Source organism: Bacteroidia bacterium, from assembly GCA_027493955.1.
In the GTDB taxonomy this organism is placed as follows: Bacteria; Bacteroidota; Ignavibacteria; order SZUA-365; family SZUA-365; genus JAOSJT01.
This window is the reverse complement of the sequence record JAOSJT010000001.1, coordinates 3,914,789-3,938,690: the sequence shown is the minus strand read 5'-3', so window position 1 is coordinate 3,938,690 and position 23,902 is coordinate 3,914,789. Positions and strand designations below refer to the sequence as shown.

At 56.4% G+C, this 23,902-nt stretch carries 21 protein-coding genes; 12 read left to right on the top strand and 9 right to left on the bottom strand.

Features of this window, described 5'->3' with window-relative positions:
* Positions 1-494: 494 nt before the first annotated feature.
* A complete protein-coding gene (locus tag M5R41_15065) occupies positions 495-896 on the bottom strand; it encodes a hypothetical protein (GenBank protein ID MCZ7557717.1) in 402 nt (133 codons plus the stop codon).
* Positions 897-1,337: 441 nt separating this feature from the next.
* Here M5R41_15065 and M5R41_15060 point away from each other — a divergent pair, with 441 nt between their 5' ends.
* Positions 1,338-1,898, top strand: a complete 561-nt coding sequence (locus tag M5R41_15060) for a GNAT family N-acetyltransferase (GenBank protein ID MCZ7557716.1) — start codon at positions 1,338-1,340, stop codon at positions 1,896-1,898.
* Between the two features lie 152 nt (positions 1,899-2,050).
* On the opposite strand, the gene M5R41_15055 is transcribed toward M5R41_15060, so the two are convergent.
* Together M5R41_15055 and M5R41_15050 are read right to left on the bottom strand one after the other, a co-directional pair.
* On the bottom strand, positions 2,051-2,629 hold the full coding sequence (locus tag M5R41_15055) for a hypothetical protein (GenBank protein ID MCZ7557715.1): 579 nt from the start codon (positions 2,627-2,629) through the stop codon (positions 2,051-2,053).
* A gap of 74 nt (positions 2,630-2,703) precedes the next feature.
* Complete coding sequence (locus M5R41_15050) at positions 2,704-6,120, bottom strand: peptide-N-glycosidase F-related protein (GenBank protein ID MCZ7557714.1); 3,417 nt, start codon at positions 6,118-6,120, stop codon at positions 2,704-2,706.
* Between the two features lie 339 nt (positions 6,121-6,459).
* Between M5R41_15050 and M5R41_15045 the strand changes: the two genes are divergently transcribed.
* A complete protein-coding gene (locus tag M5R41_15045; protein ID MCZ7557713.1) occupies positions 6,460-6,663 on the top strand; it encodes a DUF2892 domain-containing protein in 204 nt (67 codons plus the stop codon).
* A 564-nt stretch (positions 6,664-7,227) separates the two neighbouring features.
* On the opposite strand, the gene M5R41_15040 is transcribed toward M5R41_15045, so the two are convergent.
* From M5R41_15040 to rplU, 3 genes are all read right to left on the bottom strand, one after another.
* A complete protein-coding gene (locus M5R41_15040; protein MCZ7557712.1) occupies positions 7,228-8,088 on the bottom strand; it encodes a hypothetical protein in 861 nt (286 codons plus the stop codon).
* Positions 8,089-8,201: 113 nt separating this feature from the next.
* On the bottom strand, positions 8,202-8,468 hold the full coding sequence (gene rpmA / locus M5R41_15035) for a 50S ribosomal protein L27 (GenBank protein MCZ7557711.1): 267 nt from the start codon (positions 8,466-8,468) through the stop codon (positions 8,202-8,204).
* 16 nt (positions 8,469-8,484) lie between these two features.
* Positions 8,485-8,796, bottom strand: coding sequence for a 50S ribosomal protein L21 (gene rplU / locus M5R41_15030; GenBank protein MCZ7557710.1), 312 nt, complete (start codon positions 8,794-8,796; stop codon positions 8,485-8,487).
* Positions 8,797-9,135: 339 nt separating this feature from the next.
* Between rplU and M5R41_15025 the strand changes: the two genes are divergently transcribed.
* The 3 genes from M5R41_15025 (at position 9,136) to M5R41_15015 (ending at position 13,378) form a co-directional block, all read left to right on the top strand.
* Positions 9,136-10,875 (top strand): tetratricopeptide repeat protein, encoded by a 1,740-nt coding sequence (locus M5R41_15025; GenBank protein ID MCZ7557709.1) that lies wholly within the window; start codon positions 9,136-9,138, stop codon positions 10,873-10,875.
* On the top strand, positions 10,865-11,659 hold the full coding sequence (locus M5R41_15020; GenBank protein ID MCZ7557708.1) for a DUF4292 domain-containing protein: 795 nt from the start codon (positions 10,865-10,867) through the stop codon (positions 11,657-11,659). Before M5R41_15025 ends, M5R41_15020 begins: the two co-directional genes overlap by 11 nt.
* Before the next feature lie 471 nt (positions 11,660-12,130).
* Positions 12,131-13,378 (top strand): peptidoglycan DD-metalloendopeptidase family protein, encoded by a 1,248-nt coding sequence (locus tag M5R41_15015; protein MCZ7557707.1) that lies wholly within the window; start codon positions 12,131-12,133, stop codon positions 13,376-13,378.
* A gap of 887 nt (positions 13,379-14,265) precedes the next feature.
* Here M5R41_15015 and M5R41_15010 read toward each other — a convergent pair.
* Positions 14,266-14,703 carry a CBS domain-containing protein gene (locus tag M5R41_15010; GenBank protein MCZ7557706.1) on the bottom strand — a complete coding sequence of 146 codons (438 nt, stop codon included), beginning with the start codon at positions 14,701-14,703 and terminating at the stop codon, positions 14,266-14,268.
* Positions 14,704-14,899: 196 nt separating this feature from the next.
* Between M5R41_15010 and M5R41_15005 the strand changes: the two genes are divergently transcribed.
* The 3 genes from M5R41_15005 (at position 14,900) to M5R41_14995 (ending at position 17,442) form a co-directional block, all read left to right on the top strand.
* Positions 14,900-15,511 (top strand): hypothetical protein, encoded by a 612-nt coding sequence (locus tag M5R41_15005; protein MCZ7557705.1) that lies wholly within the window; start codon positions 14,900-14,902, stop codon positions 15,509-15,511.
* A 99-nt stretch (positions 15,512-15,610) separates the two neighbouring features.
* Positions 15,611-16,636 carry an L-threonylcarbamoyladenylate synthase gene (locus M5R41_15000; GenBank protein MCZ7557704.1) on the top strand — a complete coding sequence of 342 codons (1,026 nt, stop codon included), beginning with the start codon at positions 15,611-15,613 and terminating at the stop codon, positions 16,634-16,636.
* 206 nt (positions 16,637-16,842) lie between these two features.
* Positions 16,843-17,442 (top strand): hypothetical protein, encoded by a 600-nt coding sequence (locus M5R41_14995; protein MCZ7557703.1) that lies wholly within the window; start codon positions 16,843-16,845, stop codon positions 17,440-17,442.
* Between the two features lie 75 nt (positions 17,443-17,517).
* On the opposite strand, the gene M5R41_14990 is transcribed toward M5R41_14995, so the two are convergent.
* Together M5R41_14990 and M5R41_14985 are read right to left on the bottom strand one after the other, a co-directional pair.
* Entirely contained in the window at positions 17,518-19,206 is a 1,689-nt protein-coding gene (locus M5R41_14990) for a SulP family inorganic anion transporter (GenBank protein MCZ7557702.1), read from the bottom strand.
* A gap of 159 nt (positions 19,207-19,365) precedes the next feature.
* Entirely contained in the window at positions 19,366-20,694 is a 1,329-nt protein-coding gene (locus M5R41_14985; GenBank protein ID MCZ7557701.1) for a glycosyltransferase, read from the bottom strand.
* Between the two features lie 448 nt (positions 20,695-21,142).
* Here M5R41_14985 and M5R41_14980 point away from each other — a divergent pair, with 448 nt between their 5' ends.
* Genes M5R41_14980 through tadA form a run of 4 tightly spaced genes read left to right on the top strand, consistent with a single transcriptional unit; the run spans position 21,143 to position 23,894 of the window.
* On the top strand, positions 21,143-22,174 hold the full coding sequence (locus M5R41_14980) for a PorV/PorQ family protein (protein MCZ7557700.1): 1,032 nt from the start codon (positions 21,143-21,145) through the stop codon (positions 22,172-22,174).
* A 7-nt stretch (positions 22,175-22,181) separates the two neighbouring features.
* Positions 22,182-22,850 (top strand): DUF1684 domain-containing protein, encoded by a 669-nt coding sequence (locus M5R41_14975; protein ID MCZ7557699.1) that lies wholly within the window; start codon positions 22,182-22,184, stop codon positions 22,848-22,850.
* Complete coding sequence (locus tag M5R41_14970) at positions 22,840-23,439, top strand: hypothetical protein (protein ID MCZ7557698.1); 600 nt, start codon at positions 22,840-22,842, stop codon at positions 23,437-23,439. Before M5R41_14975 ends, M5R41_14970 begins: the two co-directional genes overlap by 11 nt.
* Complete coding sequence (tadA, locus tag M5R41_14965; protein MCZ7557697.1) at positions 23,439-23,894, top strand: tRNA adenosine(34) deaminase TadA; 456 nt, start codon at positions 23,439-23,441, stop codon at positions 23,892-23,894. Before M5R41_14970 ends, tadA begins: the two co-directional genes overlap by 1 nt.
* The last annotated feature ends 8 nt before the right edge of the window (positions 23,895-23,902 follow it).

Sequence of the window (23,902 nt, the reverse complement as noted above, 5' to 3'; positions counted from 1 at the left end):
TCCTGCTGATCATCATACGGCAGCGTGTGGTCGGGGTCTTCGATGGACGAGCTATCAGACACGCCATCATCGGCCCACGCTCAAGCGGAGGATGCTTGACAGGTCCCCGCTGAAACGCGTTGAACACCGTGGCATGGAGACAGCTGCAAGCCCTCTCCCTCCCCAACATGGCAAACCGTATAATAGCACCGATGCGCGGCGGAGCATGAAGCATGCCCTCGCCGCGCATCAGTGTGTCGTGTCCAGGATGTGTTTCTGGAACTTTTCTTATTGGAACATCAAATAGATGACAAAGCCCAGGATGCCGACAAAGCCGACAAGCATGAGCCCCATGAATGCGTAGAAACCGAGTTGCGGTTTGGTGTTCTGTGTGTTGTTCGCCATTGTGGTGTTCTTCTGAATGTGGATTTGATACGGATAAACGGCCGCGCCGAATTCGAGCCCGGCGCGGAAAACGTCACGTGAATTCCGCTATCGCGGAATTCTGCCGTATCTCATAAGCGAAGAACCGAGGAGAAAGGAAGCGGCGGGATAAAAAACAATGACTGCCGTCCATCCCCGCAATAGTCCCGCCGCGTCCCGTGGATCGTCGGATTCGCGTTCGTGGCAAGGCCTGCGATGGCGGAGGCAAGTGTGTGATCAACCGATGGGAAAACACCTGTGAGGGCGGGAATGAGCAGCGGAGCTTCAATAATGCTCGCTTCCTTGTCGCCCCCGGAAATATCCACCGGTGTGAGGCGGTATTCCGCTTCAAAGATATCGAGTTCCTCGAAACACTCACCGTTGCCGCCAGGCAGTAATCCCTGGCGCGCCTGGACAACATGTGTCAGGAGAAGTATTCCCGATGTCAGGACGACCAAAAAACGGAGCAGAAAGCTTGCGTCGGTGTTTTTCATACAGAAAATAAAATTAGCAAAAAGCTGTCCCGTACGCAACGCATTTCAACGTCGCCCTTCTTTGCTCAGCGTCGCGAGGGATTCCTCTGATCGTCTCAACCTGCGGCACGATGTTCGTTCGTGAAGGAGACGATCAATGCCCGGTGTCAGGAAACGGTCCTGTCAATGCGCTGCCCTGCGGAATCGAACCCGATGGACACTTCGGAAAAGGAGAACATCCGGACTTCGAACGCCTCTCCTGTCGAGCATACCCGGGAGCGTCTGCACACGTGCCTTCGGTGACACCCAGAGGGGTGCGACTGCAGCTTCGGAGGTACCCGCCTCAGTCACTGTGTCCCGATCCGGGGGGGAACGCGATGCTTCGTACCTGCGGATGCAATATTCCGATTGAGCGAGTCACCGGAGCATCGTATATTTCGATATTCATGGAGGTGGAAATACATGCTTACAATTTCGACGCCAAGGCTTCTGCTCCGTCCTCTGCGGACAGCCGATGCGGAGGCGGTATTGGCCTACCGTTCCGATCCCGACATCATCCGCTATCAGACCTGGCATCCTGTCGATCTCCGCGAAATACGCGACTACATCAGAGAACAGAGCGGGTGCATCCCCGGTATGCCGGGAATCTGGTATCAGTTGGCGATAATTTCCCTGCACTCGGATGATCTCTTGGGCGACTGTGGAGTACATGTGTCACTTGACGATCCTGCGAGTGCCGAGCTCGGCATTACGCTAAAACGCGAAGCGCAGCATCAGGGATTTGCGGGTGAGGTCTTACGCGGGCTCATCGGGTACTGTTTCTCTACGATGCATATGCATATGATCACCGCGCGCATCTTCAGCAAGAATCAGCCTGCGCTCAATTTGGTGGAGCGCAACGGATTTGTCTTTCGCGGGCGTGTTGACACCCGTCTGGATACTGAAATGGAAGATTGTGACCTTGTTTACAGTCTTGCGAGCGCCACGTTCCACGCATCACACACGATCATCACAACTCGGTGAAATACATCACCTCGCGGTTCATGCAGCTTTGAATCGTCTCTCATCTCCCCCCCGAAATTCGGGTCATCACATGAAGCCGCACTCCTGACCCTGGTACGAATATTCCTTTGCGTTGCAATGATGCGGTATGCACCGCGGGGATATACAGCTACTCATTCCTCCTTCGGAACCTTATTCTTTTCCCGCTCGCGTTTATCCTCATGGGTACGCAGGGATTGCATTTCACCGCGAAGTTGCGCTTCACGCTGCACTTCCTCAAAGGTACGCAGCATCCCTGTTCCCTGAGGCAATTCCAGATAATCGAATTCCGTGAGCGACCCGCGTCTCGTTGATTCTCTGAAGAATTGATATCCCAGACGGAGGGCCTGTAATAACACAAAACGACCAGCGCCTTCGAGCGTCAGCTGATCTCCCCGCGGGTTGAGCGGCAGGGTGAGATGCGCACGCTGATGACCTCTCGTCTCTATCCCTGAGCTCTCGCTGTGATCCGGTACAGGCAAATCCATCGCCGCGAACTCCGACTGCTCAGCGATTTCCATTTCCCGGGAGATGTCGTAGGAGCGGAATGCCAGGATTTTCAATTCGGATGGATAAGCAAGAAGCAGCCGATGTTCTGGCGTGAGCAGTGAGAGCCCGGCGGTGGAGACCAGACTGTCCGGCGTTTCCTGTGCGGTAACAACTCCGCACAGGAAGGTCTGGAAGAGAAGTACTATGACGATGCGTCCGTTCATTTCCTTGGATAGGGAGAACTCAGAACAGTGCGTTCAGAAGGCTTCGCACCGACGTCCGGAAGGAGACCGACGCACTATCTCACAATGCTGAATTGCCGCTGCGCCTGCACCACCGCACCATTGACAATGCTCAGAACATACGTCCCGGGCAGTAACGTCGATACTGTGATTCCATCATTCGCCTTGCTGAAATCTTCCTGCGCCACGATTTGCCCGAGCATGTCGTGGATGATATACTGAAGTCTTTGGCCCGGGGAAGCATCGTAACGTACGTGCAATACGTCGGTTCCTGGATTCGGAAATATGTCGAGCGACGTTGCGGGAGTTGCCACGTCTCCCACAGCCACAAGACCGGAGTAGATGAACGGATACCGCGCCTGCTTGCCAAAGTCCGGATTGACCGTACTCCAAAGTTCGCCGCCATCGAGACGGAATTGCAACGATCCGGTTCCATCATTGTTCGCCCACCACGCGATGCCGTCCTCACCGCTGTCGTGCAGAATGAATTCGTAACACCCGGGCATAAGACGCAAGGTGTCGCGGTACGTCGTATTCGCCGCGAAGCCCGAACGGCTGTGCACCACCGTGCCTTCCGCATCCAGTATTTCGTAGCGGTTCTCGCCGGGCGCGTTATTCGTCCGAAACAGCACGATCAAACGCTTGTCGTACACTGGTACCGTGGTGAAGTGGCTGTGCTGACTATCGTTCCGTGCGTACTCATCCGTACCTCCATTCGGCGCACTCAACACGACATCGAATATCCGGTTCTCCGCCGGTGGCTGCTCCGCCAGCGGCGGGAGCCACACCTCGGTTTTCTCCATGAAGCGGAGAGTCCCTCGCCAGGTGTAGCGTTGCATCGCACCACCGCGATACCCGTAGGTGATGTCCACGCTCGTCAGATTCTGCGCACCGCGATTCTGCAAGGCAATGCGTGGCCGACCGCAGGTCGGATTGAAGCGGCCGTTGAGTTCATAATTGCTCGGAGCAATGATACGATCAATGGCAGCGTCGAGCTGATGATGGATTTCACCATAGGATACCAGCTGTGACTCGAACACATAATTGCCAAATTCGTCGTACTGGGATTCGTAATCGATCTCCACTTCGGAACCGGTGATGAACGGTGTCAACTCAAATTCCTTGGTCATGGCCTCCATGCCCGGACACCACCCTGCTCGCGCGTAAATCCAGGTGCCGCCCTGCGGATAGAGCGGATTCGTGGAACACTCCTGAATGATCTGCCAGCTCCAGCGTGTCTGACCATCGACGAGCACGGAGTGGATTTTCGGACAGAACTCGGCACAGTTCGTCGCATTGCTGAACTGATGTCCTGTGGCCGTGGTCCGGAGTTTGAAGGTTTTTGCGGCGGGATCGAGCGCGATCCGCCTCGGCTGTACGCGAGCCGCAAAATCCTTGAGCGCAAAATCCCCCTGCCAGACATTCTCTATGCGCACGACATCCCTGGGGGGCGTACCTTCGATAAAAACGAACTTCATATCCAGAAGCTCCTGGAAATTCCCGGCAGTCAGATGCACGGTGTCCTTGAGCAGGTGGACGAAATCCGTCACATCCCAAACCCAGGTCCAGCCTTCGCCCAGACTCAACCCGATTCCGTACGGTGTGATATAGCGGCCGAGCTCATACCGCCTGGTGAGCTCGAAGGGCGTCCCGTAGTAGAAATGCAGCTGCTTGAGCAGCGTGTGATCGGGGTTCACGGCCGAAGAGTCCTGAATGGAATTATCCGGCGTCAACCTATACGTGAAGCCGGCCGGCCAACCCACCACGGTATCCGTGGGGATATTTGCGCGTGACGTATCGCCGTACAGGACGATCATCAAAGGGGCGGGGAGCAGCGAATCAATGACGTTCCTCGTCGTGGTGGTCAGAGTCACATTGCCACGTTCCAGTACCACGGATGGCCGAGCGTCCATTGGTGCATAACCACGTGGTCTGTCTCCCCGATACGCGCTGCGCTGCGGAAAAGCCAGACGCCCGGGATAGCGTCCGGTGAGGTCCGTCAGCACATCGCCGCTCTCCTCATCACAGGACCATGCCGAGATGAGATCGGCGTACAACGGATCCTGTGCTGTGATGTGTGCATGCATGCGCAAGCGGATATCCGCAGCGGAAAGCGCGCTGCGCCAGATGCGAATCTCGTCCATGCCGCCGGTCATCGTGTTCGTACCCGACGAGGAGATGGTAAAGGGTTGCGAAATTGTTGTTGTGATTGAAGGGATGGTGCCGTTGAAACGCAGCGTTTGCGCCACTCCATTGAGATAGATTTTCAACCGCTCCGCTTGCTGATTCGCCGTTCCGTCATACACCAGCGCGACATGATACCAATTTCCCTCCGCAACCGGACGTCCGCTAGTGTAGCCGTAGGAATTCTCGCCGTTACCGACAATGCCGTACACATCGACTCTGCCCGCTTCCAGACCACCAAGCTGAATCGCGATGCGATGTTCGTTGCTTTGCGCACGAATGACAACGTTGCTCCAGTTTCGCAACACGTCCGCCTTGAACCATGCTTCCGCAGTAAAGGACTGGGCAGCGTTCAGCTCCGCTACGTCACCGCACTGCACATGACTGCGATACTGGAAATTGAGGAAGCGGTCTTCATCGCGTGCGACATAGGCGAAACCTTCGCCGGCGAGCGGATCTGCCGCCACGCGTACACCCGGCGCTCCGTCCACGGTAATTTCCGCCAGGAGACCTCCTCCCCAAATAAGAAAGGGCTGCGTAAACACAACGGAGACCCAGTCATTCTCCGGCAGATCCAGTGCGGCATCATACACCGTCGTGTAGCCGCTACGCTGCAGCGGAATGTCGTCCTGCCATTGCGTCCCGGTAAATCGTTTCAGGCGTACGGTGACGCGTCCGGCCCGTCCGCCCGCACCTTCGACGCGGAAGCGCAGCGCTGTGAGCGTGTCCGTGGAAATACCCGCCGCTTCGAGCTGTGATCGCGTCCAGAGAATATAGCTGCGTGTATCATCCACCGGCGACGAGAACAGTGCGTCCGTTGAACTTACCCCGGTTCCGAGCGTTGCGGAATCGAGACGCGTGACCGATGCGTAGCGTGCCGTCCTTTCCTGCCGCCGGTGCAGTGTGGGCAGCGGTGCGTTCATGTAATGCAAAGTATCGGGTGTGGCGCCGAACACCGTGAAATTGGGATGCGTGAGTTGTGTGGAATCGAACACACCGGTGTGTTCAAAGAGCCGCGTGTAGGTAAGATAATCCCATTCGCCGCAAGCCGGGTTCTGCGAAGGATCACATTTCAGCGTGTAATAGAGAAGTATTTTTTCAAATTGTTTTCCCTGCGTCGGGAACCAGAATTTCCCTTCCTTCGGACTCAACCAGCCGGGATTCACCGGCCATCCCCAGGTGAACGTCTGTACGACCAGCGTGTCACCGGGACCCGCGGATGATGTATGAACAGATATCGCCATGAAAAGCGAAGCAATGCATGCAGTGAGCAGGTGGCGGTTGAACATAGGAAATCCTGTATTTTTCGGCACGGCTGTATGCGACCATGATCTGACTAATATACGGACTCCGCGCCTCTTCGTCATCCTGTCAATGCAGTTGCACACACGTCCTTTGGAAGCGGCTTCGACCTCACCGCCAGGTCGCCGTTTCACACAGACGCAGATCGCGCTTTTAGAACCCATTTTCCTTAGCATGAGTTGTACCCTCGAGCTTCGTGTAATCAGCATCGCTCTGCGCTGATCGCTACCCGTCCAAGGCAAGAGCGTGACGAAATCACTGAAGTCCGGCGCAAGCTGTGTTACCTTTCGATATACATTTTCTACCTAACACCTGGAGAATACCATATGAAAACCAATGTCGGGTCGGCAGACCGCATCATCCGAATCATCGTCGGCGCAGGGCTTTTCAGCCTTCTCTTCCTCCTCGAAGGCAATGTGCGCTTCTTCGGTCTGATCGGAATAATCCCTCTTGCTACAGCGCTCATGCGTAGCTGTCCGCTGTATTCCATACTTGGAATCAGCAGTTGCCCTGTGGAAAAACGTTCCTGAGAAGGTACGCATAAGCGCGCCTGCTGTCTTATTTTTTAACATGTGTCCGGCGATGTTGTTCGATATCCGAACACTCATTTCCCGCTAATCTAACATTTTGTTGAAAACAAACATTTTAGAAAGCGATAAAAAAAGTGGCACATATCTTGCCTTACTACTGGCGTTATGCAAAAGAAATGTGTATGTTTGCATAAACGTTCTTTGAAACTTCGAAATCCCTAGAATGTGTGGCCCCGCGCCACACTCCGCTCACATACCTTCCCTCCTCCTCTATTCCTCTCATCACACTATCAGGCGAAAAGGTCCGGCGTCAGCCGGGCCTTTTATATTACCGCCCTGGTGAAGCGCATCATCCCGCTTGATCATCGCGTTTTCGTCGGGATTTTTCTGGCCGAGACTTCCTGCCCCTGGCGATCACGCAACCGCCCGTACTCCCCTGTGTGCGCAATACCCGCGATTCAGGCTCATAATAATACAAAAGCGGAGAGTTCTGAGGCTCTCCGCCTTGTACGTGACTCTTTGGTCTGCGGGGCAGCTACACGAACGGAGCCACCTCTACGTTTCTCAGAACCAGGAGACGAGCTCCTGCGTTTCGCCGGGAATGTCGAAGGTGATTCCCACGACCGGAATCGTGGCGCGTGCGCTTTCCTGCAGGACACGGATCTGACCGTCGGGATCGTCGGAGAACCAGAGATGCACTTTGGACTCAACGATCGTTTGTCCTTGCAGGGTGAAACTGGCGGTGATCGTGGATTTCCACGTCGTTACCTGCTGGTTCCCGGCCTGAATCTTCTCTTCTCGCGCGGCATACGTGCCCTTGATCTTGGCGTTCACGCCGATGGGGAATCCGTTGATGGTGAAATTCATAGTCACGCCATCTTCCGGACCGATGAACCATTCGGAGCCCACGGGAATGGCATTGCCGCTCTTGTCGTAGTACCGCGCGATAGTGTTCCACTGCGGCGCAGCGATGGTCGGGACACCGACATTGCCGAGCTTCATCACTTCAGCAATGAAGGATTGCAGGACTTTGTAACCGAAACCATACGCCATGACCTCCTCCGTGTAGGATGAGCCGTTACTTTGGCGTGTGACGGTTTCGGTGCGGATGAACAGCGTGTCCCGTTTTTGCGACTGCTGATCTTTACCAAGACGGAAAAACCAGTCGCTGTACTGCCCGACAAGACCGACACCCTTGTTGATCTCGATATCGTATCCCCGTTTCGACGTCGCGATTTTCTGGTTGTTGGCGTCGAGGTCCCAGCGGTCGTAGGTAAACTGATCACCGGCATGCATGCGGATATTCACCTGCTGAATTCCGGCATTGGGATCGGTTGGTGTGTCGTCGTCGCTGCACCCGATGAAGGTGAGCGTAGCCGGCATGGCAAAGGCCAGCAGCAGCGTGGCTATTCTGCGGAAGCTCATACGGTAAAAACTCCTGTTCCTATGAGAAAGTGATCCTCGTGATACCATGAGAGGAATATACGAAAAAAGGGATGTCTGTTCGACATCCCTTTTACAATCGTCGTTGGTACGGATCAGGCGTCCGCAGACGCCGGATACACGCTGATCTGCTGCCGGTCGCGACCGACGCGCTCGAATGTGACGGTGCCGTCCACAACGCAAAACAGGGTATCGTCCTTGCCGCGCTTGACATTCACGCCGGGATGAAACTTCGTGCCCCTCTGACGGACGAGGATGGAACCAGCGGTGACGAACGTGCCGCCGTAGGCCTTCACGCCGAGATACTGGGGATTGCTGTCGCGTCCGTTGCGGGAGCTTCCAAGACCTTTTTTATGAGCCATGCTACACTCCGTTCTATTATTTCTCGATACTGTCGATTTCGATGCGCGTCAGCTGCTGACGGTGACCGTTGAGCACACGGTACCCTTTGCGGCGCTTCTTCTTGAACACGAGCACTTTGTCATCCTTGACATGCTCGAGTACGGTGGCGGTTACTTTCGCGGAAGCGATGGTGGGCGAACCCACGAGCACACCACTGTCGTCGGAGTACAACATGACTTCGGAGAATTCCACCTTGCTGCCGGGCGCGCTTTCGAGAAGCGGGACGAATACTTTTTCCGTCGTCGTCACCTTGAACTGCTTCCCGCTGATATTCACGATCGCGTACATTGTTTTTCCTTTTGTTCCTGCATTTTCCTGCACTCTACAAGAATATTGAAATTAGGGAATTTCCGGACAAGAGTCAAGTGTGCATGAATTTTTGCTGCAGGAAGCCGGGCAAAGCCCATGAGTGGCCGGGATGATCCTGTGTATGACAGGCATGCCCCCCGCAAAATCCGCACGCATATTCTTTCCAATCGCCGCTTTCGGGCCGAAGTTATCTCCGGCGGATTTGCCCGTCATTCGGTACGCAGTCAAGGCGGTATTGGGTGATGGTCACGCGGAATGCGCTTGTTCGGCCTGCGATGCGCGCCTATATTATTTTCTTATGAAAGGGCAAGCTGTCTGATGATCCGCACGTGTTTCTTCGTTGTTCCACTTCTCCTGATGTCGGTACATCTCGCCGCGGCGCAGTCCGGGAGATGGATTCAACCGCCGGCCCCGGACATGCCCCTCGAGCAGCGGCGGGACATCGCGCTCAACGCCTTTGCCGTCGGTAGCGCGTTCGAAATCTCCGAGCAGCCGGACAAAGCGCTCACCGCATACCGAGCGGCCTTGCTGTACGACGACAATCCCGCCATTCATCTTGTTGCCGCCCTCTGTGCGGCTGCGGCCGGAAAAGCCGACGCCGCGGCGGAGCATCTGCGTGCCGCAACCGCCACCGGGGACGAAAATAGTGTCGCCTTGCGAATGCTTGCCGATATCCATATCCAAGCCGGACAATACGACTCGGCTGCTGTCGTATACCGTCGTCTGCTGCGGTCTGACAGCAGCGATCTGGAGTCGATGGACATGTTGGCCGGTCTTCTTGAAGAACATTCTCCGGAAGAAGCTATCCTCCTGTATCAGCACTTGCTGCGCAACGCTCCCTCGCCTGAGACAGCGTTCAACCTCGCCCGCCTCTACTCGCTGCGCGGTGAAGCGGATTCGGCGGAAGCCGTCCTCGAGACGCTCCGCAAACTCGACGGAGAGAGCGACGCTCTCCTGCAGAGTCTCGCGCAGATAGCCATCGGACGGGGCGATTGGAATGCTGCGGCGACACAGTACCGAAAACTTTGCGCGCTGCATCCGGGCGAACCCGCCTATGAGCTGCAGCTTGCCGAGGCCCTTCTTTCCATGGGTGAATGGACGGAGGCCTCGCAGCGAATGAAACGCGCAGTGATGCACAAGGATGTCGGTCAACAGGACAAGGTGGAAATCGGACGACTCTTTTTTCAACACGCGATGGAGCATGCAGAGACGTCCAACGACGCAATCGATGTGCTCCGTCATATCCATGGCGAGTATCCCGACGACTGGCGGCCGCTGTGGTTCCGTGGCGCCGTGGAATTCAGTAAAGGTGATTTCGAAAACGCGGCCCGATCATTCTCCCGTGTGCTCGAACGCGTTCCCTCCAATACGGACGCTGCGAACATCCTTGCTCGCACCCTGCTGACTCTCGAGCGCTACGACGAAACCGTGGATACGCTTCACGCCCTCATCGATCGCAACGCCGCGTCGGCGGAGTCCTGGTTGTTGCTCGGATACGCCGAGTCCAGCCGTGGGAACGAGGAAGAGGCCATGCAGGCACTGGAGCGTGCGATGCACATGGATCCATCCAATATGGAAGCACTCGTTTCCCTTGCGCTCGCCTACGATGAATCCGGGAATTTCGAGAAATCTGATCCGCTGTACGAGCGATCCGTGCACGCGTATCAACTGGAGGGAAGCGTCAAGGACGATACGTACTATCTCCTCCTGAATAACTGGGCGTACTCGCTTGCGAAACGCGGGCTGCAACTGGAACGGGCGCTCGCAATGAGCGAGGAAGCCTGCGAACAGGAACCAGACAACAGCTCCTATCTCGATACGCGTGCCTGGGTGCTGCATCGGCTTGGAAGAAATGCTGAAGCGCTCTCATTCGCCGAAGACGCGGTCGCACGCACGCCAAACAACCCTGTACTGTTCGAACACCTGGGTGCCATTTCTCATGCCCTTGAAAAACACGCCTACGCCCGACGCGCCTGGACGCGCGCATTGGAACTCCAACCCGACAATGACCGTATCAGGAAACTTCTCCAACAATTACCCGCAGAACATGGCCATTGAATTTCAACGTCCGAACCACGTGCTTCCTTTTCTTTCATTCGTTTTGAGCGTGCTCCTGCTCGCCGCCTGCTCTTCCACGCCGGGTATTGATACGTCCGGACCAATCGAAACGCGCGAGGTGCTCCGCCTCGTTGCAGAGAGGAATAAGGCCATTAATGCCGTGGAAGGATATGGCACCATCTCCATCGACTCACCGGAAATGTCCAACAGTGCTTCGATCTCCGTCAAGATGCTCCGGCCCGATTCCCTGCAATTGGATATCAACGGCCCGTTCGGTGTCACCGTGGTGCGCAGTCTCGTCACCAGGTCTTCCTTCATTTTTTATGATGGTTTCAACAATACGGTAGCCGAGGGTCCGACGACGTCGGAGAATTTGCGGAGAGTGCTCCGTGTGGGTCTGGAATTCGAGGATATCCTGGATATTGTCTCCGGTGCTATCCGCTTGCCCGACGAGTCTCTCGCGTCGCCTGAAGGCTTTCGCGACAATGACAATTACGTTCTCACCTGGAAGGACAACGCAGGAAGCAGGGAGTATACCGTTGATTTACGATACCGCGCTGTCCGCCGCTACATCCGTCGCGACAGTACGGGCGACATTCTGGAGGAAGTCAACTACAAAGACTTCCGCAAGCGCGGACAGCATCATCTGCCACAAGTCATGTCCATCTCGAGGCCGGCCTCCGAGGAAAGCCTCTCGCTCGTGTTTCAGAACCAGACGGTGAACGATTATCCGGTGCAGTTTTCCTTCACGGCACCGCGGTCGGCCAAACGCGTGTATTTCTGATTTCTCCCCAAGGAACTTCATACATCCGCCGATCTATACACGATTGACCGGCGGGTCTCCCGTACGACTCCTTCCCTGAAAATCTGGTCTTCGACACATAGACCGGAAGTCTTCAGTTCTTCGTGCTGTCCGGGTGCGGTCCCGTGCGCACCGACGGTTGTTTGTCCGGCACGCGCAGTTCCTATCCCGGAGGTCGGAATGAAGGTCTGTCGCCCCGCCTATTGCCTGCGCCACGGGGCGCCGAAAACTACGACATTCCGCCTTGATCCGGTGTACATCAAATGGAGCATCCATTGGCTGGATCCCGTTCCAGCAGGCAGGCGTTCGTTTGCTATCAGACAACCAATTGCTATGCATTTGCGCAAATTCTTGAAGCCAGATGTCAGCTCATCGCCGTAACCCATTCATTTTACATTGTCAATGCTGGTGAAAACACGTAACTTGCGAATATCTGTAGCATATCCTCACCCCATGCAAGCTCGTCCCGGCATCATATTTTCCATCGTGTGTTTCCTTGCACTCCAGCAACTTCTGGTATCGGTTGATGCATCCGCTCAGAAGCGCTCCGGCGGGGTCAAGAGCAGAGAGGCCGAATTGAAATCCCTGCGCGAGGAAATCAAAAAATTCGAGAAGCAGATTCAGGAAAACCGGAAACGTGAACAGAGCACCATTCAGCGTCTTGACGACTTCGACAGACAAACACTGCTGATTCGGTCGCTGGTGAACAAACTGACCGAGGATATTGCTCAGAATCAGAAGGAAATCGCCGTTGCACAATTGAATCTGAGTGTCGCCGAGAACGAGCTTAAACAGCTGAAGCGCGAGTACGCGCGCACGATCGTGAATATGTACCGTCGCGGACGGACGCATGATACCGAATTGTTATTCAGCTCAGGAAGTGTCAATGAATTGTTCATCCGTTCGAAATATCTGAAAGCCTATTCGGAACGTGCCCGTCTCGATGCGGAGGAAATCCGCTTACGCAAGGAAAAGATCGCTCTGCAGAAGACTCTGCTTGAGCAGAAGTTGAACGAACAACAGCAGAACATCCGCGAAAAACGGAGCGAAGAGCAGAATCTGCAGCGACGAGTACAGGAGCATCAACAACTGCTCGTCAAGGTGCGTCAGGACAGGCAGTCGTACGAGACACAGCTTCGCCGCAAGCAGGAAGCAGCCAAACGTGTCGAACGCATCATTGCCGATCTCATCGAGCGTGAGCGTCGTCGCATGGAAAGTGAATCCAGGAAAAAAACTCCGGGCGGCAAGAAAGGCAGCGACTATAAGGAATTACCCAGCGTACCCATCGCGAATACCGCTATCGGAAAACTGAAAGGTCGGCTTCCCTGGCCCGGTGGCACAGGGGCGGTCGTCGAATTTTTCGGAGAAAACGTCAATCCGACACTTGGTACCGTTACCATCAGTCCCGGGATTGACATAGCGGCGCCACTTGGATCCACCGTCAAGGCCGTCGCCGATGGTACGGTCAAGATGCAGGAGTTCATTCCCGGCTACGGTAGTCTCATCATCGTAGAGCATGCGGGCGGCTTCTTTACTGTGTATGCCCACCTTTCGCAGATCAATGCCCGCAAAGGCCAGCAGGTAACGGCAGGTCAGAGCATAGCGAGGAGCGGCGAAGGCATCAGCGGTCCTCGACTGCATTTCGAACTCTGGTATAAACGCCAAAAGCTCGATCCATTGCAATGGCTCGCGAAGCGGTAAAACGATTTACGAAGGCCGATTAACGATTTGCGCTCGCATTGTACAAGCACCCCAGTTCAGGAGGAAAGGGCCTGCCCGCCGAAGCCATTGCACAGCGCTGCGGGATCCCGATAATTTGTTTTGGCGCAGGCGGGGAGAGCGAAGCGTAGAGAGCATGTCTGTGCGGAATCGCTCGCATTGTACAAGCACCCCAGTTCAGGAGGATAGGGCCTGCCCGCCGAAGCCATTGCACAGCGCTGCGGGATCCCGATAATTTGTTTGGCGCAGGCGGGGAGAGCGAAGAGCAGAGAGCATGTCTGTGCGGAATCGCTCGCATTGTACAAGCACCCCAGTTCAGGAGGAAAGGGCCTGCCCGCCGAAGCCATTGCACAGCGCTGCGGGATCCCGATAATTAGTTTTGGCGCAGGCGGGGAGAGCGAAGCGGAGAGAGCATGTCTGTGCGGAATCGCTCGCATTGTACAAGCACCCCAGTTCAGGAGGATAGGGCCTGCCCGCCGAAGCCATTGCACAGCGCTGCGGGATCCCGATAATTTGTTTTGGCGCAGGCGGGGAGAGCGAAGAGCAGAGAGCATGTCTGTGCGGAATCGCTCGCATTGTACAAGCACCCCAGTTCAGGAGGATAGGGCCTGCCCGCCGAAGCCATTGCACAGCGCTGCGGGATCCCGATAATTTGTTTTGGCGCAGGCGGGAAATGTAGAGCAAAGCGCACAGCCGTGCGGGGGGCTCGAATCGTGCTGGCACCTGACTTCAGAAGGCGGGACGGTCGGATGAGCACAATACCCAAACAGCGGATATTGTTCGCTACACGGACGTTCGTAACGCACGAGCGTGCTCTCCGCTCTCCGCTCTCCGCTCTCCGCTCTTCGCTCTTCGCTCTTCGCTCTCCGCTACCGCATGTCCTTCCCGGTAATGTAGTCGCGCAGGTAATGGATGGTGACAGCGTTTTCGTCCAACTGGGATTTGACGAGATCACCGATGGACACCATGCCGGCGAGATACCCATTTTCGAGAATGGGGAGGTGGCGAATGTGTTTGGAGGTCATGACTTTCATCATGTCTTCAACGTCGTCTTCGAGCTCTCCGATAATGAGATCCCTGGTCATGACATCGGCAATGCGGACGTCCTCCAGGCGTACATCCTCTTTCGCGCAGATGCGCAGCGTATCGCGCTCTGTGAAGATGCCGACGGGGCGCGCGTCTTCCACGACAAGCAGCGAGCCGATGTTGTACTGCACCAGCATGCCGATGGCATCGCGTACCGTCTTGTCCGGGTGGATGCTGAACACGGTGGCGCCCTTGGCTTTGACGATATCCTTGATCTTCATGCGAACACTCCTGCGACAACTGAAATGGAAGTACCGCCTGAACGATAGGAATTGCGGAATGAAAATGCAAGAGAGCGTTCTGTCTGCTGTCTACGGGGGCCGAGGAGGTCTGACTGGAGCCATGCTCACTCTCCTCGTTGATCTGCGAACTCAGCGTCCCCCCCGCATCGAAAAATTTCGTATTATCAGACCGGCTATGAAATACCAGCAGACACCGACATCACGATTTTCGAAAGCCTCCGCCTGGCTGCAGCGGGATGGCTGCTGGCACCCGTTCGCTTCCGAATCGGGGGTGTTTTACCGCATTCAGGGCAAGGTGCTGCAACGCGTCCGCTTCGAAGAGCACGAGGACGAAGCACTCCTCCGCCTCTTCGACACCGTGTATCCTTTCCCGGCCAGAGTGTTTCGCGAGGGTTTCCGCGAGGAGGTGCGCTTTGTCGTCGAGGACGATCATTTTCTGCTTACCGATCTTCTCATCCGTGCCTATGTTGGCTGGGATACACTCGCACAGGCAGCGGAAACCTTCGGAATCCGCATGAGCTTTTCCGGCGGGAATTCCCTGCACTGCAGCATAGCGCTGCACACCTGGAGTGCGGACAGCATCCTGCGCACGCTGATACTTGGCAGGGCGTTTACCACCGTCGCCGCGCAGCTCGCGCGGGACTCTCTTGAGGGCATACCGCACACCGTGGGCGAGGTGACCGGTCTCCTTCGCAGCGCCAACGATTTTTTCATGGAAGAACTGTATCAGACCCCGGACAAGAACACCTCCGGTGACCGTATTCTGGAACAGGAAGAACTATTCTGACTTTTTGCGGAATCCGTTCCTCGAAATACATCGGAGCGATCCATTCATTTTTTCGCTCCCGTTCCGCTGGCAACTCCAACCGCTTGCAGGCAGCCCGGTATGAGAACCATTTTTCTCCAGACACAGACAGCGTCGCAACGCAGCGACAGTGTCGTCAAAGCCTCGGACGCATTGCGGCAGGGAAAGCTTGTCGCCTTTCCAACCGAAACGGTGTACGGGCTCGGAGCAAACGCGCTTGACGAGCGGGCAGTCCGGGAAATTTTTCGTGTGAAAGGGCGCCCTGAGGACAATCCGTTGATCGTGCACGTACATTCACGCAAACAGGCGACAGAGCTAATGCAGGACGTGCCCCCTCTGTTCACCGAACTGGCCAATGAATTCTGGCCGGGTCCGCTGACGATGGTCGTACCGCGCAATGCAGCGGTTCCGGACATCGTGACTGCGGGGCTCTCCTCTGTCGCGCTGCGTATGCCGGATCACCAGCTCACCAGGGAGTTTCTGCGTGCAGCAGCTGTGCCCGTTGCCGCACCATCGGCGAATATATCGGGGAGGCCCAGCCCTACCAGCGGTCTCGACGTGTATCACGATTTGAAGGGCTTGATCTTCGCCGTGCTCGACGGAGGGAGCTGTGATGTCGGAATAGAGTCCACGGTGCTTGATTTGACCACAGATCTGCCGACCATACTCCGTCCAGGTACCGTGACACGCGAAGACCTCGAAGATGTTATTCAATCACGCGTCTATTTCGCGACAGACATCCCTGACCGGCCGGCCGCTCCGGGAATGAAGTACAAGCATTATGCTCCGGAGGCGGAGCTGGTCGTGATACGCAGTGAGCATCCCGATGCGGAAGGAACTCTCAAACGCCGTATGCTTCAGGCACAGCGCACCGGTAAACGGACGGCTTTGCTCGCACCAGAGCGTTTCGATTCCACCGGGGCGGATCTGCGCTTCAGTCTTGGGGAAGGCGCTGCGGTGGACTATGCGCGTATGATGTACGCAGGGCTACGGGCACTCGACGCCGGAGGTGCGGACATCATTTTCTGTCCCGGCATTCCTGAGGAGGGCATCGGTTATGCGGTTATGAATCGCCTTGGCAAGGCCGCCTCCAAGGTGATTCGTTGATGGGGAGACGGGGTGAAAAATCAATAGGGGGTATTAGGGGACACGACAAAAACCGATGGCCGGTATCCCGTGTCTTTGGCTCTCGTGGCAGTCGTTTGAACCTTGACGGAGCACATCGTATATTTCCGCCGATGTCACTTTCAGTCTAGCGCACACACACGTACGCCACGTACCAGCAGCCATGAATTTCAGCAAGCGGAGGATGCATGCGACAATTCTTGATTCTTTCCCTCATGTGCTTTTTTTTCTCCACGCTTGGGCATGCGCAATACAGGCAGGGTGACGGTGAGCTGATACTCCTTGGTACGGTGGGCTCGGTCACGACAACGACAGAGCTGACCTTCGCCGATCCGTCTGTTCCCGGCAGCACTTCGTCGAGCGAGAGACTGTACCTGTACGTCGCGGCCACACCGGCGTATTACCTGATCAACGGTCTCTCGGCAGAACTGGAACTGGGCCTTCGCACGCTCAAAGGTGTGCGTCCCGCACAGTCGGCGGTGCTGCATCTATCCTATACACAGAGCCGGCGTCGGAGCATCGTCGCATGGTTTTTACGCGGAGGCTACGGCGTAGCGAATGGGCTGGCCGTACCTGTCTACGACAACATCTCTCGCCTGACAGACGGCTTCGACGTCGGGATTATCAGTCTGGGTGCGGGCTTGAAAATCCGCCCCGCCGGCCGGGGACTCATCCGCATCGAAGCGAATTACCGGATTCAGATGTATGAAACGGGTGATGCGTTGTACACGATGGACCACACTGTCAGTTCACTCGCGCTGCTGCTCGGCGTGGGATTTGTGCTCTAGCCGGTGAAGCGGAAAGCGTACATTCCATACACGATGTACAGGTACAAGGAGTACAGCTTCGACCCTATTCGTGTTTTATTCTTGGCCTTTTACCACTCCCAGATATTCACGCGCTTTCCGAAGGGCCTCGTCGATATTCCCGCAGAGGCGGTCATCACCGATAAGGTCGAGCAGTCCTGATCCGCGCATGGCGAAGAGCGGCTGCGCGTGCGCTCCGGAGAGCAGGAAGTAAATACCCTGCCTGTTCATGCTCGTCACGAGATCTTCGATGGCCAGTAAACCCGTCGCGTCGATGGCGATGACGTTACGCATACGAAGAATGAAGACCACCGGCTTGAGACGGATATCCTTGAGCGTTTCCTTGAACTGCTCGACGGCACCGAAGAACAACGAGCCCTGGACCTCGAATACAGCAACATCATCGGGTACGTCGCGTGAGGCCAGGCTGAAATCATCCGCCGTTTCCTCCTCTTTCTCTCCTTCGCTGAGGCCTCGCGTGATAATCTGCACCTCGGTGGTATCGCTCATGCGTTTCATGAACAGCAGTGCGGCGAGACCAATGCCGACTTCAATTGCCACTGTAAGATCGATGATGACGGTGAGGCCAAACGTGACCACCAGAACAAGCACATCGCTCTTCGGGCTTTTCAGGAGTTTCCTGAACGTGCGCCATTCGCTCATATTGTAGGCCACGACGACGAGAATGGCCGCCAGAGCTGGCATCGGGATCAGTGCGGCCCACTGACCGAGGAACAGCATGATCAGAAGCAGCACCGAGGAGTGCACGAGCCCCGATACAGGAGTTTTACCTCCGTTGCGAATATTCGTTGCTGTGCGTGCGATGGCACCCGTGGCTGGTATACCGCCGAATATGGGCGAAATGATGTTTCCCGCACCCTGCGCCACAAGCTCCATGTTCGACCGGTGTCGGGTACCCATCATGCCGTCCGCGACAACGGCGGAGAGCAACGATTCAATGGCGCCGAGCAGTGCGATGGTCAACGCCGGGGAAAACAGCTCGCGTACCAATGCCCAGGTGATCGTCGGGACCTCCGGCGTGGGCAAATCGGTCGGGACGGAGCCGAAGCGGCTGCCGATGGTCTCGACGGGGATGTTGAATACATGCACCGCTGACGTCGCGGCCAGTATGGCGATGAGTGAACCCGGGACCTTCGAGGTCACCTTCGGCCACAATACGATGATGAGTATGGACATGATCGCCACACCGATGGCTGCCGGATTGGCCGTATGGATCGCCTGAGCGTACACACCCCATTTCTCGATGAAGTCCGCAGGAACGGCACCCGTCTCCAGTCCCAGCAAATCCTTTACCTGGGACGAAAGTATGATGAGTGCAATGCCACTGGTGAAGCCCACGGTCAGCGGATAGGGGATGAACTTGAGCAAGGTGCCCATGCGCGCCAGGCCCATCCCGATGAGTAATACACCTGCAATGACGGTGGCGATTGCGAGACCGTTATAGCCGTATTGTTGGACAATACCGTAAATAACCACGATGAACGCCCCGGTGGGACCGCTGATCTGCACGCGGCTGCCTCCCAGTACGGAAATGGTGGCTCCGGCGATAATGGCGGTGTACAATCCCTGCTCGGGTTTTACACCCGACGCGATGGCGAATGCGATGGCCAACGGCAGCGCCACGATAGCGACAATCACGCCGGCGGTGAGATCCGCGAAAAAGGTTTGTTTCCCGTAACCCTCCCGGATTGCGGTGATCAGTTTTGGTTCGAATCGCTGGGACATGGAGGGAGAAGCGAAGAGCCGAGGGCACAGAGCTGCGAGCACTCTCTACGAAAACTCAACCCGACGTTACTGCATTGTTATTGGAATGCTGTGATTTGCTTCGTGGTGATTATGCTGGTGTACGATGTCGTCCGGGTACATCCGGTCGGGCAACGTACCCTACACTGTATGCTCTCCGCTCTCCGATACTTCATCGAGCAGGGATGCAAGCCGCCGCGTGACTTCGCGGCGCTCGTACTGCTTCACTTCATCGCGGCGCTGATCGCCTCCGAGCCTGCCTTCCTGCCACTGACGATACATGTCGAGGACGACGTCGGCGATACCCGGAACATCGTTGGATCGGGCGCATCGGCCGGACCGTGTTTCCTCAATAACTTTCGTGACGGCACCCTCGGGCGCGAGCGTGATCACAGGACGCCCTGAGCCCATGTATTCGTACACTTTGCCCGGCACGATTTCTTCGTTGCCCTGGAAATCATCTACCACCATCAGCAGCGCGTCGGACTGAAAGAGATGGCGTACGCTGTCCGCATGCGGCATATACTCGTGGACGACAATGGACCCGCGCAGCAAAGGATGCTCGAACATCTCGCGCACCTCGACACCGAAGCGGCCTATGAACTTCAGGCGAATCTTCGCAAGGTCCACTTTGCCGCTTTCAACCAGCGATGCCACAGCCCTCAAAAACGTCTCGGGATTGCGCTTGCCGTACATCGAACCGGTATACGTGATGGTGAAATGGTCACTGTCCATCACCTCCACCGTCGGGAAATCCCTGCTGTCGAAACCGTTCGGCAAGTGATGCACTTTATCCGTCGCGATGTTGGGATATTTCGCGTGAAAATCCTTGAGAATACCTTCCCAGGCGACATCCATGCGGTCGCATTCCGCGAACACCGATTTCTCGAAATGCCTGTCGATCATCGCGGGCAGCCACCAGCGCTTTGGCGCTGAGAGAAAACCCGTCCATGGATCGCGAAAGCCCGCTATCCAGGGTAAACCCGCCTCACGTTTCAAACGGCGCGCAATCATTGAGCATGTGTACGGAGGCGAGGAGCTGTATATCGCCTTGATATCGTGCGCACGGATAATCTCCAGCCCTTCCTTCACGGCGGGACGCAGCCAGCCGATGCGCGCATCGGGGATGAACAGCGACGCGCGTATGAACTCCGCAAGACGCTCCGTCAACGAACGTTTCTCGCCCGGTTTGGGAATGGTGTTGACGTCCACCGGTGTGCCTTTCTTCTTCCCGGTAAAGCGTCGGTAGATGTCGTAGGGCTCGAGTATCGGTGTGCGATACACAATGGCTTCGGACGGTACTTCTTTCAGGAGCGATTCATCCCGTGCGGGGTAGTCCGCATCCTTCACGGTAAGAATCACCGGATTCCAACCGAACTCCAACAGATACTGCGTGAATTTCAGCACGCGCTGTACTCCCGGACCACCGGAAGGAGGGAAGTAATATGTGACGATCAGTACGTGCTTCATGGTGCAGCAGATTGCATCCTTTAAAATACGGAGAATCGGTGGGAATAGCGATTGAGGGTGTGTTCTTATCCAACCAAGACGGCACATCAGTGAAATGTGAAATCGGGAATCGTTCATCGTTAATCGAGAATCGTTGGAGGTTTAGGGATGAGTCTGCAGGGTGATAGGTGGCGAGGTAAAGGGTGAGGAGGGTAAAGGGGCAGGAGATCCGGATCACCAGCTCAGCCTGAGGCTGACGCCACTTCCTCTCACCCCCAGCTTCAGCTGGAGGCCACACGCAGAGCGCAGATCTGGCATGCATCTCGAACGATGTTGCTCGGGTTCATCTGCGGACTCCGCTCTCAGCTCACGCGCCCCGGTGTTGGGGGACGCATTTTCACCCTGTCCGGGATTTGCGAGAGAATGGCGACTTCCGCATATTTTGGGATCATTGTATGCAGGATTCCCGATGAAATCAGCTCTGTTTACCTGTCTGACGCTCGTGATGCTGACGATTATCGTTCCGCATGTGCACGGACAAACGGAAATCGCGAAATATGCCGGTGAATTCATGGCTACGGGCTTCGGCGGCCGCGCACTCGCCATGGGCGGAGCACATACGGCCCTCGCATCCGACGTAACAGCGGCGTACTGGAATCCCGCCGGTCTCATGCGCATGGGCTATCCGGAAATCGGACTCATGCACGAACAGCGCTTCGGCGGTTTGCTCAGCTACAACTACGGCGGTGTGGCCTGGCCCTTCGGCTCCCGCTCAACCGTAGCCCTCAGCGTCACCCGCCTCGGTGTGGACGATATTCCCGATACGCGCAACGCACTCATCGACCTGAACGGCAACGGCATCCTCGACGACAACGAGCGCCTCGATCCCAGCAAGGTCACGATGTTCAGCACTGCGGACTGGGTGGCCTATGCCAGCTTCGCGTTCAAAAGCAGCAGCGACCTCGCCCTCGGTGTCAATCTGAAATTCGTGCATCGGGCGCATCACATCGAATCGGCCACCGGCGTGGGCTTCGATGTCGGCGCACAGTACAAGGCAACAGAGCAGCTCTTTCTCGGCGCGACGGTGCAGGACGTCACCACCACACTCATGGCCTGGAGCACGGGACGCAACGAACTTGTGTCGCCTACACTCAAACTCGGTGCCGCCTATCAACTGAACGTACTTGGCGGTACTATCACCCCCGCGCTGGACTTTGACCTCATGGCCGAGGGCAGGGAGTACGCGTCCACGTTCAACGTCGGCACTATCAGCGTCAATCCTCGTGCAGGGCTGGAATACCGCTTCCGCGATCTTTTCGCCATTCGCGGCGGCTACAGCGATACACAGGATCTGACGTTCGGCGCGGGAATTCATCTCCCGAAATTGTATCTTGACTACGCATTCGGGCAGAACGACCTGTTCAGCGATTTCAAGGATGCGTCGCATCGCATCTCGCTGCGGCTCGTGCTCGAAGAAACGAAATTCGCACGCACGGAGTGACGGACACATGATGGACCGATTTTTCCAAAACCGTGAGCGCGCACTCGCGGTTTTTCTTTTCTCCGCCCTGCTGCTTGTTTCCGCTTGCGGCAGCAAACGCGATGAGCAGCAAACCGCCGCCGTCGACACCTCGGACGTCTACACGCTGGAGGTCCTGAAGGACAGACTCGAAAAGGATAAATATTTCCTTTCGAGTCCGGATACGCCCGTGAAGGCCTCGGACATCACCCTCTTCAAGGGGCTGGCGTACTTCCCGCCGGATAAACGGTATGCGATCCCGGTCGTCCTGCAACGACTCGCCGAACCGGAGGAAATCGTCATGGCCACCTCGAAGGACAAGCCCCGCAGCATGCTGCGCATCGGCTACTTCTCCTTCGACATCGAAGGACAGCCCTGCACACTGCAGGTGTATGCGCCGAAAGATACGAGTGACGGTACGTACTGGTTCATCCCCTTCGCCGATCAAACAAATGACGAGGACACGTACGCCGGCGGCCGTTATATCGATATAGATGATACCAGTTCGGACAGCACCTTCCTCGATTTCAATTATGCCTACAGCCCGTACTGCGCGTATAACGAGCGCTACGACTGCCCCATTCCGCCCGTGGACAATGTCTTGCCGGTGTTCATCCGCGCCGGCGAAAAACGCTACCCTTTGAAACATGCGCACTAGACTGCTGCTCCTATGCCTCGCGTTGTGCTCTGCCTGCTCATCGGCGCCGGAAACGCGTGAGAGCACACCGCCACCCGCACCGTACAGATACGCCGCGCTCGCGGAAATGTCGCGCGACTACCTTGCCGCGCGCGACGGCAGCATCGGCGTGCTGCGTCCGGAAGGTTGGCTGCTTACCTCCGATGAAGCGGAAGCCCCTTCCATCGTTCTCTGGCTGGTGAACGAGGAATACAGCGCGTCCCTCACCTTCGTGCACATGCAGATGGATCCCGCCCTGTACGAAACCCTCCGGAAAGACGGCATCGAAGCAGTCGCCAAGGTCAGTCTTGGTCTCAAGCAGCGCTCGGCGGACGATGTCGTTCACGTTGTGCAACCGGTGGAGTTGTTTCGTATCGCGGGAAAAATCTGCGCTGCCTATGAATACCGCACCGGAACCGCCGAGGCGCTGATTCGTGTGGTGGTCTTCGACACCGGATCGCGTTTTATGGAATGCACTATGTTCCCCGCCTCAAACACCATCACACCGGCAGGGAACAGAAAACTCTTCGAGGTGCAGCAAAGTGTGCTCGCTTCACTTGTGGTGAAATAATGCAGACCGAACATGAACGCTGGATGGAACAGGCCCTGCGTCTAGCCGAACGGGCGATGGACGAGGATGAAGTGCCCGTCGGTGCCTTGGTCGTTCGTGAAGGGCAGATCGTTGGGAAGGGATACAATCAAAATGAACGGCTGAAGGATCCGACCGCCCATGCGGAAATTCTTGCCATCACCGCAGCCGCGAACACCACTGGCGACAAGCGGCTGACCGATTGTACGCTGTACGTCACACTGGAACCCTGCGCGATGTGTGCCGGGGCCATCGTGCTCGCGCGCATCCCAGTCCTCGTCTTCGGCGCCTATGATCCCAAAGCCGGCGCCTGCGGCACGCTCATGAACATCGTTGAAGACCATCGTCTCAACCACCGCGTGCACGTCATCCCCGGCGTGCTCGACGACAGGTCCACGGCGCTGCTCAAGGGATTCTTCGGAGCCGTCAGAGGGTAAGCTCCTGT

Bases quoted from the DNA above. Each gene is read 5' to 3' on its own strand.
- M5R41_14990 (MCZ7557702.1), bottom strand. From the start codon at position 19,206: ATGTCCCAGCGATTCGAACCAAAACTGATCACCGCAATCCGGGAGGGT.
- M5R41_15045 (MCZ7557713.1), top strand. From the start codon at position 6,460: ATGAAAACCAATGTCGGGTCGGCAGACCGCATCATCCGAATCATCGTC.
- M5R41_14995 (MCZ7557703.1), top strand. From the start codon at position 16,843: ATGCGACAATTCTTGATTCTTTCCCTCATGTGCTTTTTTTTCTCCACG.
- M5R41_15025 (MCZ7557709.1), top strand. From the start codon at position 9,136: ATGATCCGCACGTGTTTCTTCGTTGTTCCACTTCTCCTGATGTCGGTA.
- M5R41_15055 (MCZ7557715.1), bottom strand. From the start codon at position 2,629: ATGAACGGACGCATCGTCATAGTACTTCTCTTCCAGACCTTCCTGTGC.
- M5R41_15060 (MCZ7557716.1), top strand. From the start codon at position 1,338: ATGCTTACAATTTCGACGCCAAGGCTTCTGCTCCGTCCTCTGCGGACA.
- rplU (MCZ7557710.1), bottom strand. From the start codon at position 8,796: ATGTACGCGATCGTGAATATCAGCGGGAAGCAGTTCAAGGTGACGACG.
- M5R41_15005 (MCZ7557705.1), top strand. From the start codon at position 14,900: ATGAAATACCAGCAGACACCGACATCACGATTTTCGAAAGCCTCCGCC.
- M5R41_15020 (MCZ7557708.1), top strand. From the start codon at position 10,865: ATGGCCATTGAATTTCAACGTCCGAACCACGTGCTTCCTTTTCTTTCA.
- M5R41_14975 (MCZ7557699.1), top strand. From the start codon at position 22,182: ATGATGGACCGATTTTTCCAAAACCGTGAGCGCGCACTCGCGGTTTTT.
- M5R41_15015 (MCZ7557707.1), top strand. From the start codon at position 12,131: ATGCAAGCTCGTCCCGGCATCATATTTTCCATCGTGTGTTTCCTTGCA.
- M5R41_15065 (MCZ7557717.1), bottom strand. From the start codon at position 896: ATGAAAAACACCGACGCAAGCTTTCTGCTCCGTTTTTTGGTCGTCCTG.
- M5R41_15040 (MCZ7557712.1), bottom strand. From the start codon at position 8,088: ATGAGCTTCCGCAGAATAGCCACGCTGCTGCTGGCCTTTGCCATGCCG.
- M5R41_14985 (MCZ7557701.1), bottom strand. From the start codon at position 20,694: ATGAAGCACGTACTGATCGTCACATATTACTTCCCTCCTTCCGGTGGT.
- tadA (MCZ7557697.1), top strand. From the start codon at position 23,439: ATGCAGACCGAACATGAACGCTGGATGGAACAGGCCCTGCGTCTAGCC.
- M5R41_15010 (MCZ7557706.1), bottom strand. From the start codon at position 14,703: ATGAAGATCAAGGATATCGTCAAAGCCAAGGGCGCCACCGTGTTCAGC.
- M5R41_15050 (MCZ7557714.1), bottom strand. From the start codon at position 6,120: ATGTTCAACCGCCACCTGCTCACTGCATGCATTGCTTCGCTTTTCATG.
- rpmA (MCZ7557711.1), bottom strand. From the start codon at position 8,468: ATGGCTCATAAAAAAGGTCTTGGAAGCTCCCGCAACGGACGCGACAGC.
- M5R41_15000 (MCZ7557704.1), top strand. From the start codon at position 15,611: ATGAGAACCATTTTTCTCCAGACACAGACAGCGTCGCAACGCAGCGAC.
- M5R41_14970 (MCZ7557698.1), top strand. From the start codon at position 22,840: ATGCGCACTAGACTGCTGCTCCTATGCCTCGCGTTGTGCTCTGCCTGC.
- M5R41_14980 (MCZ7557700.1), top strand. From the start codon at position 21,143: ATGAAATCAGCTCTGTTTACCTGTCTGACGCTCGTGATGCTGACGATT.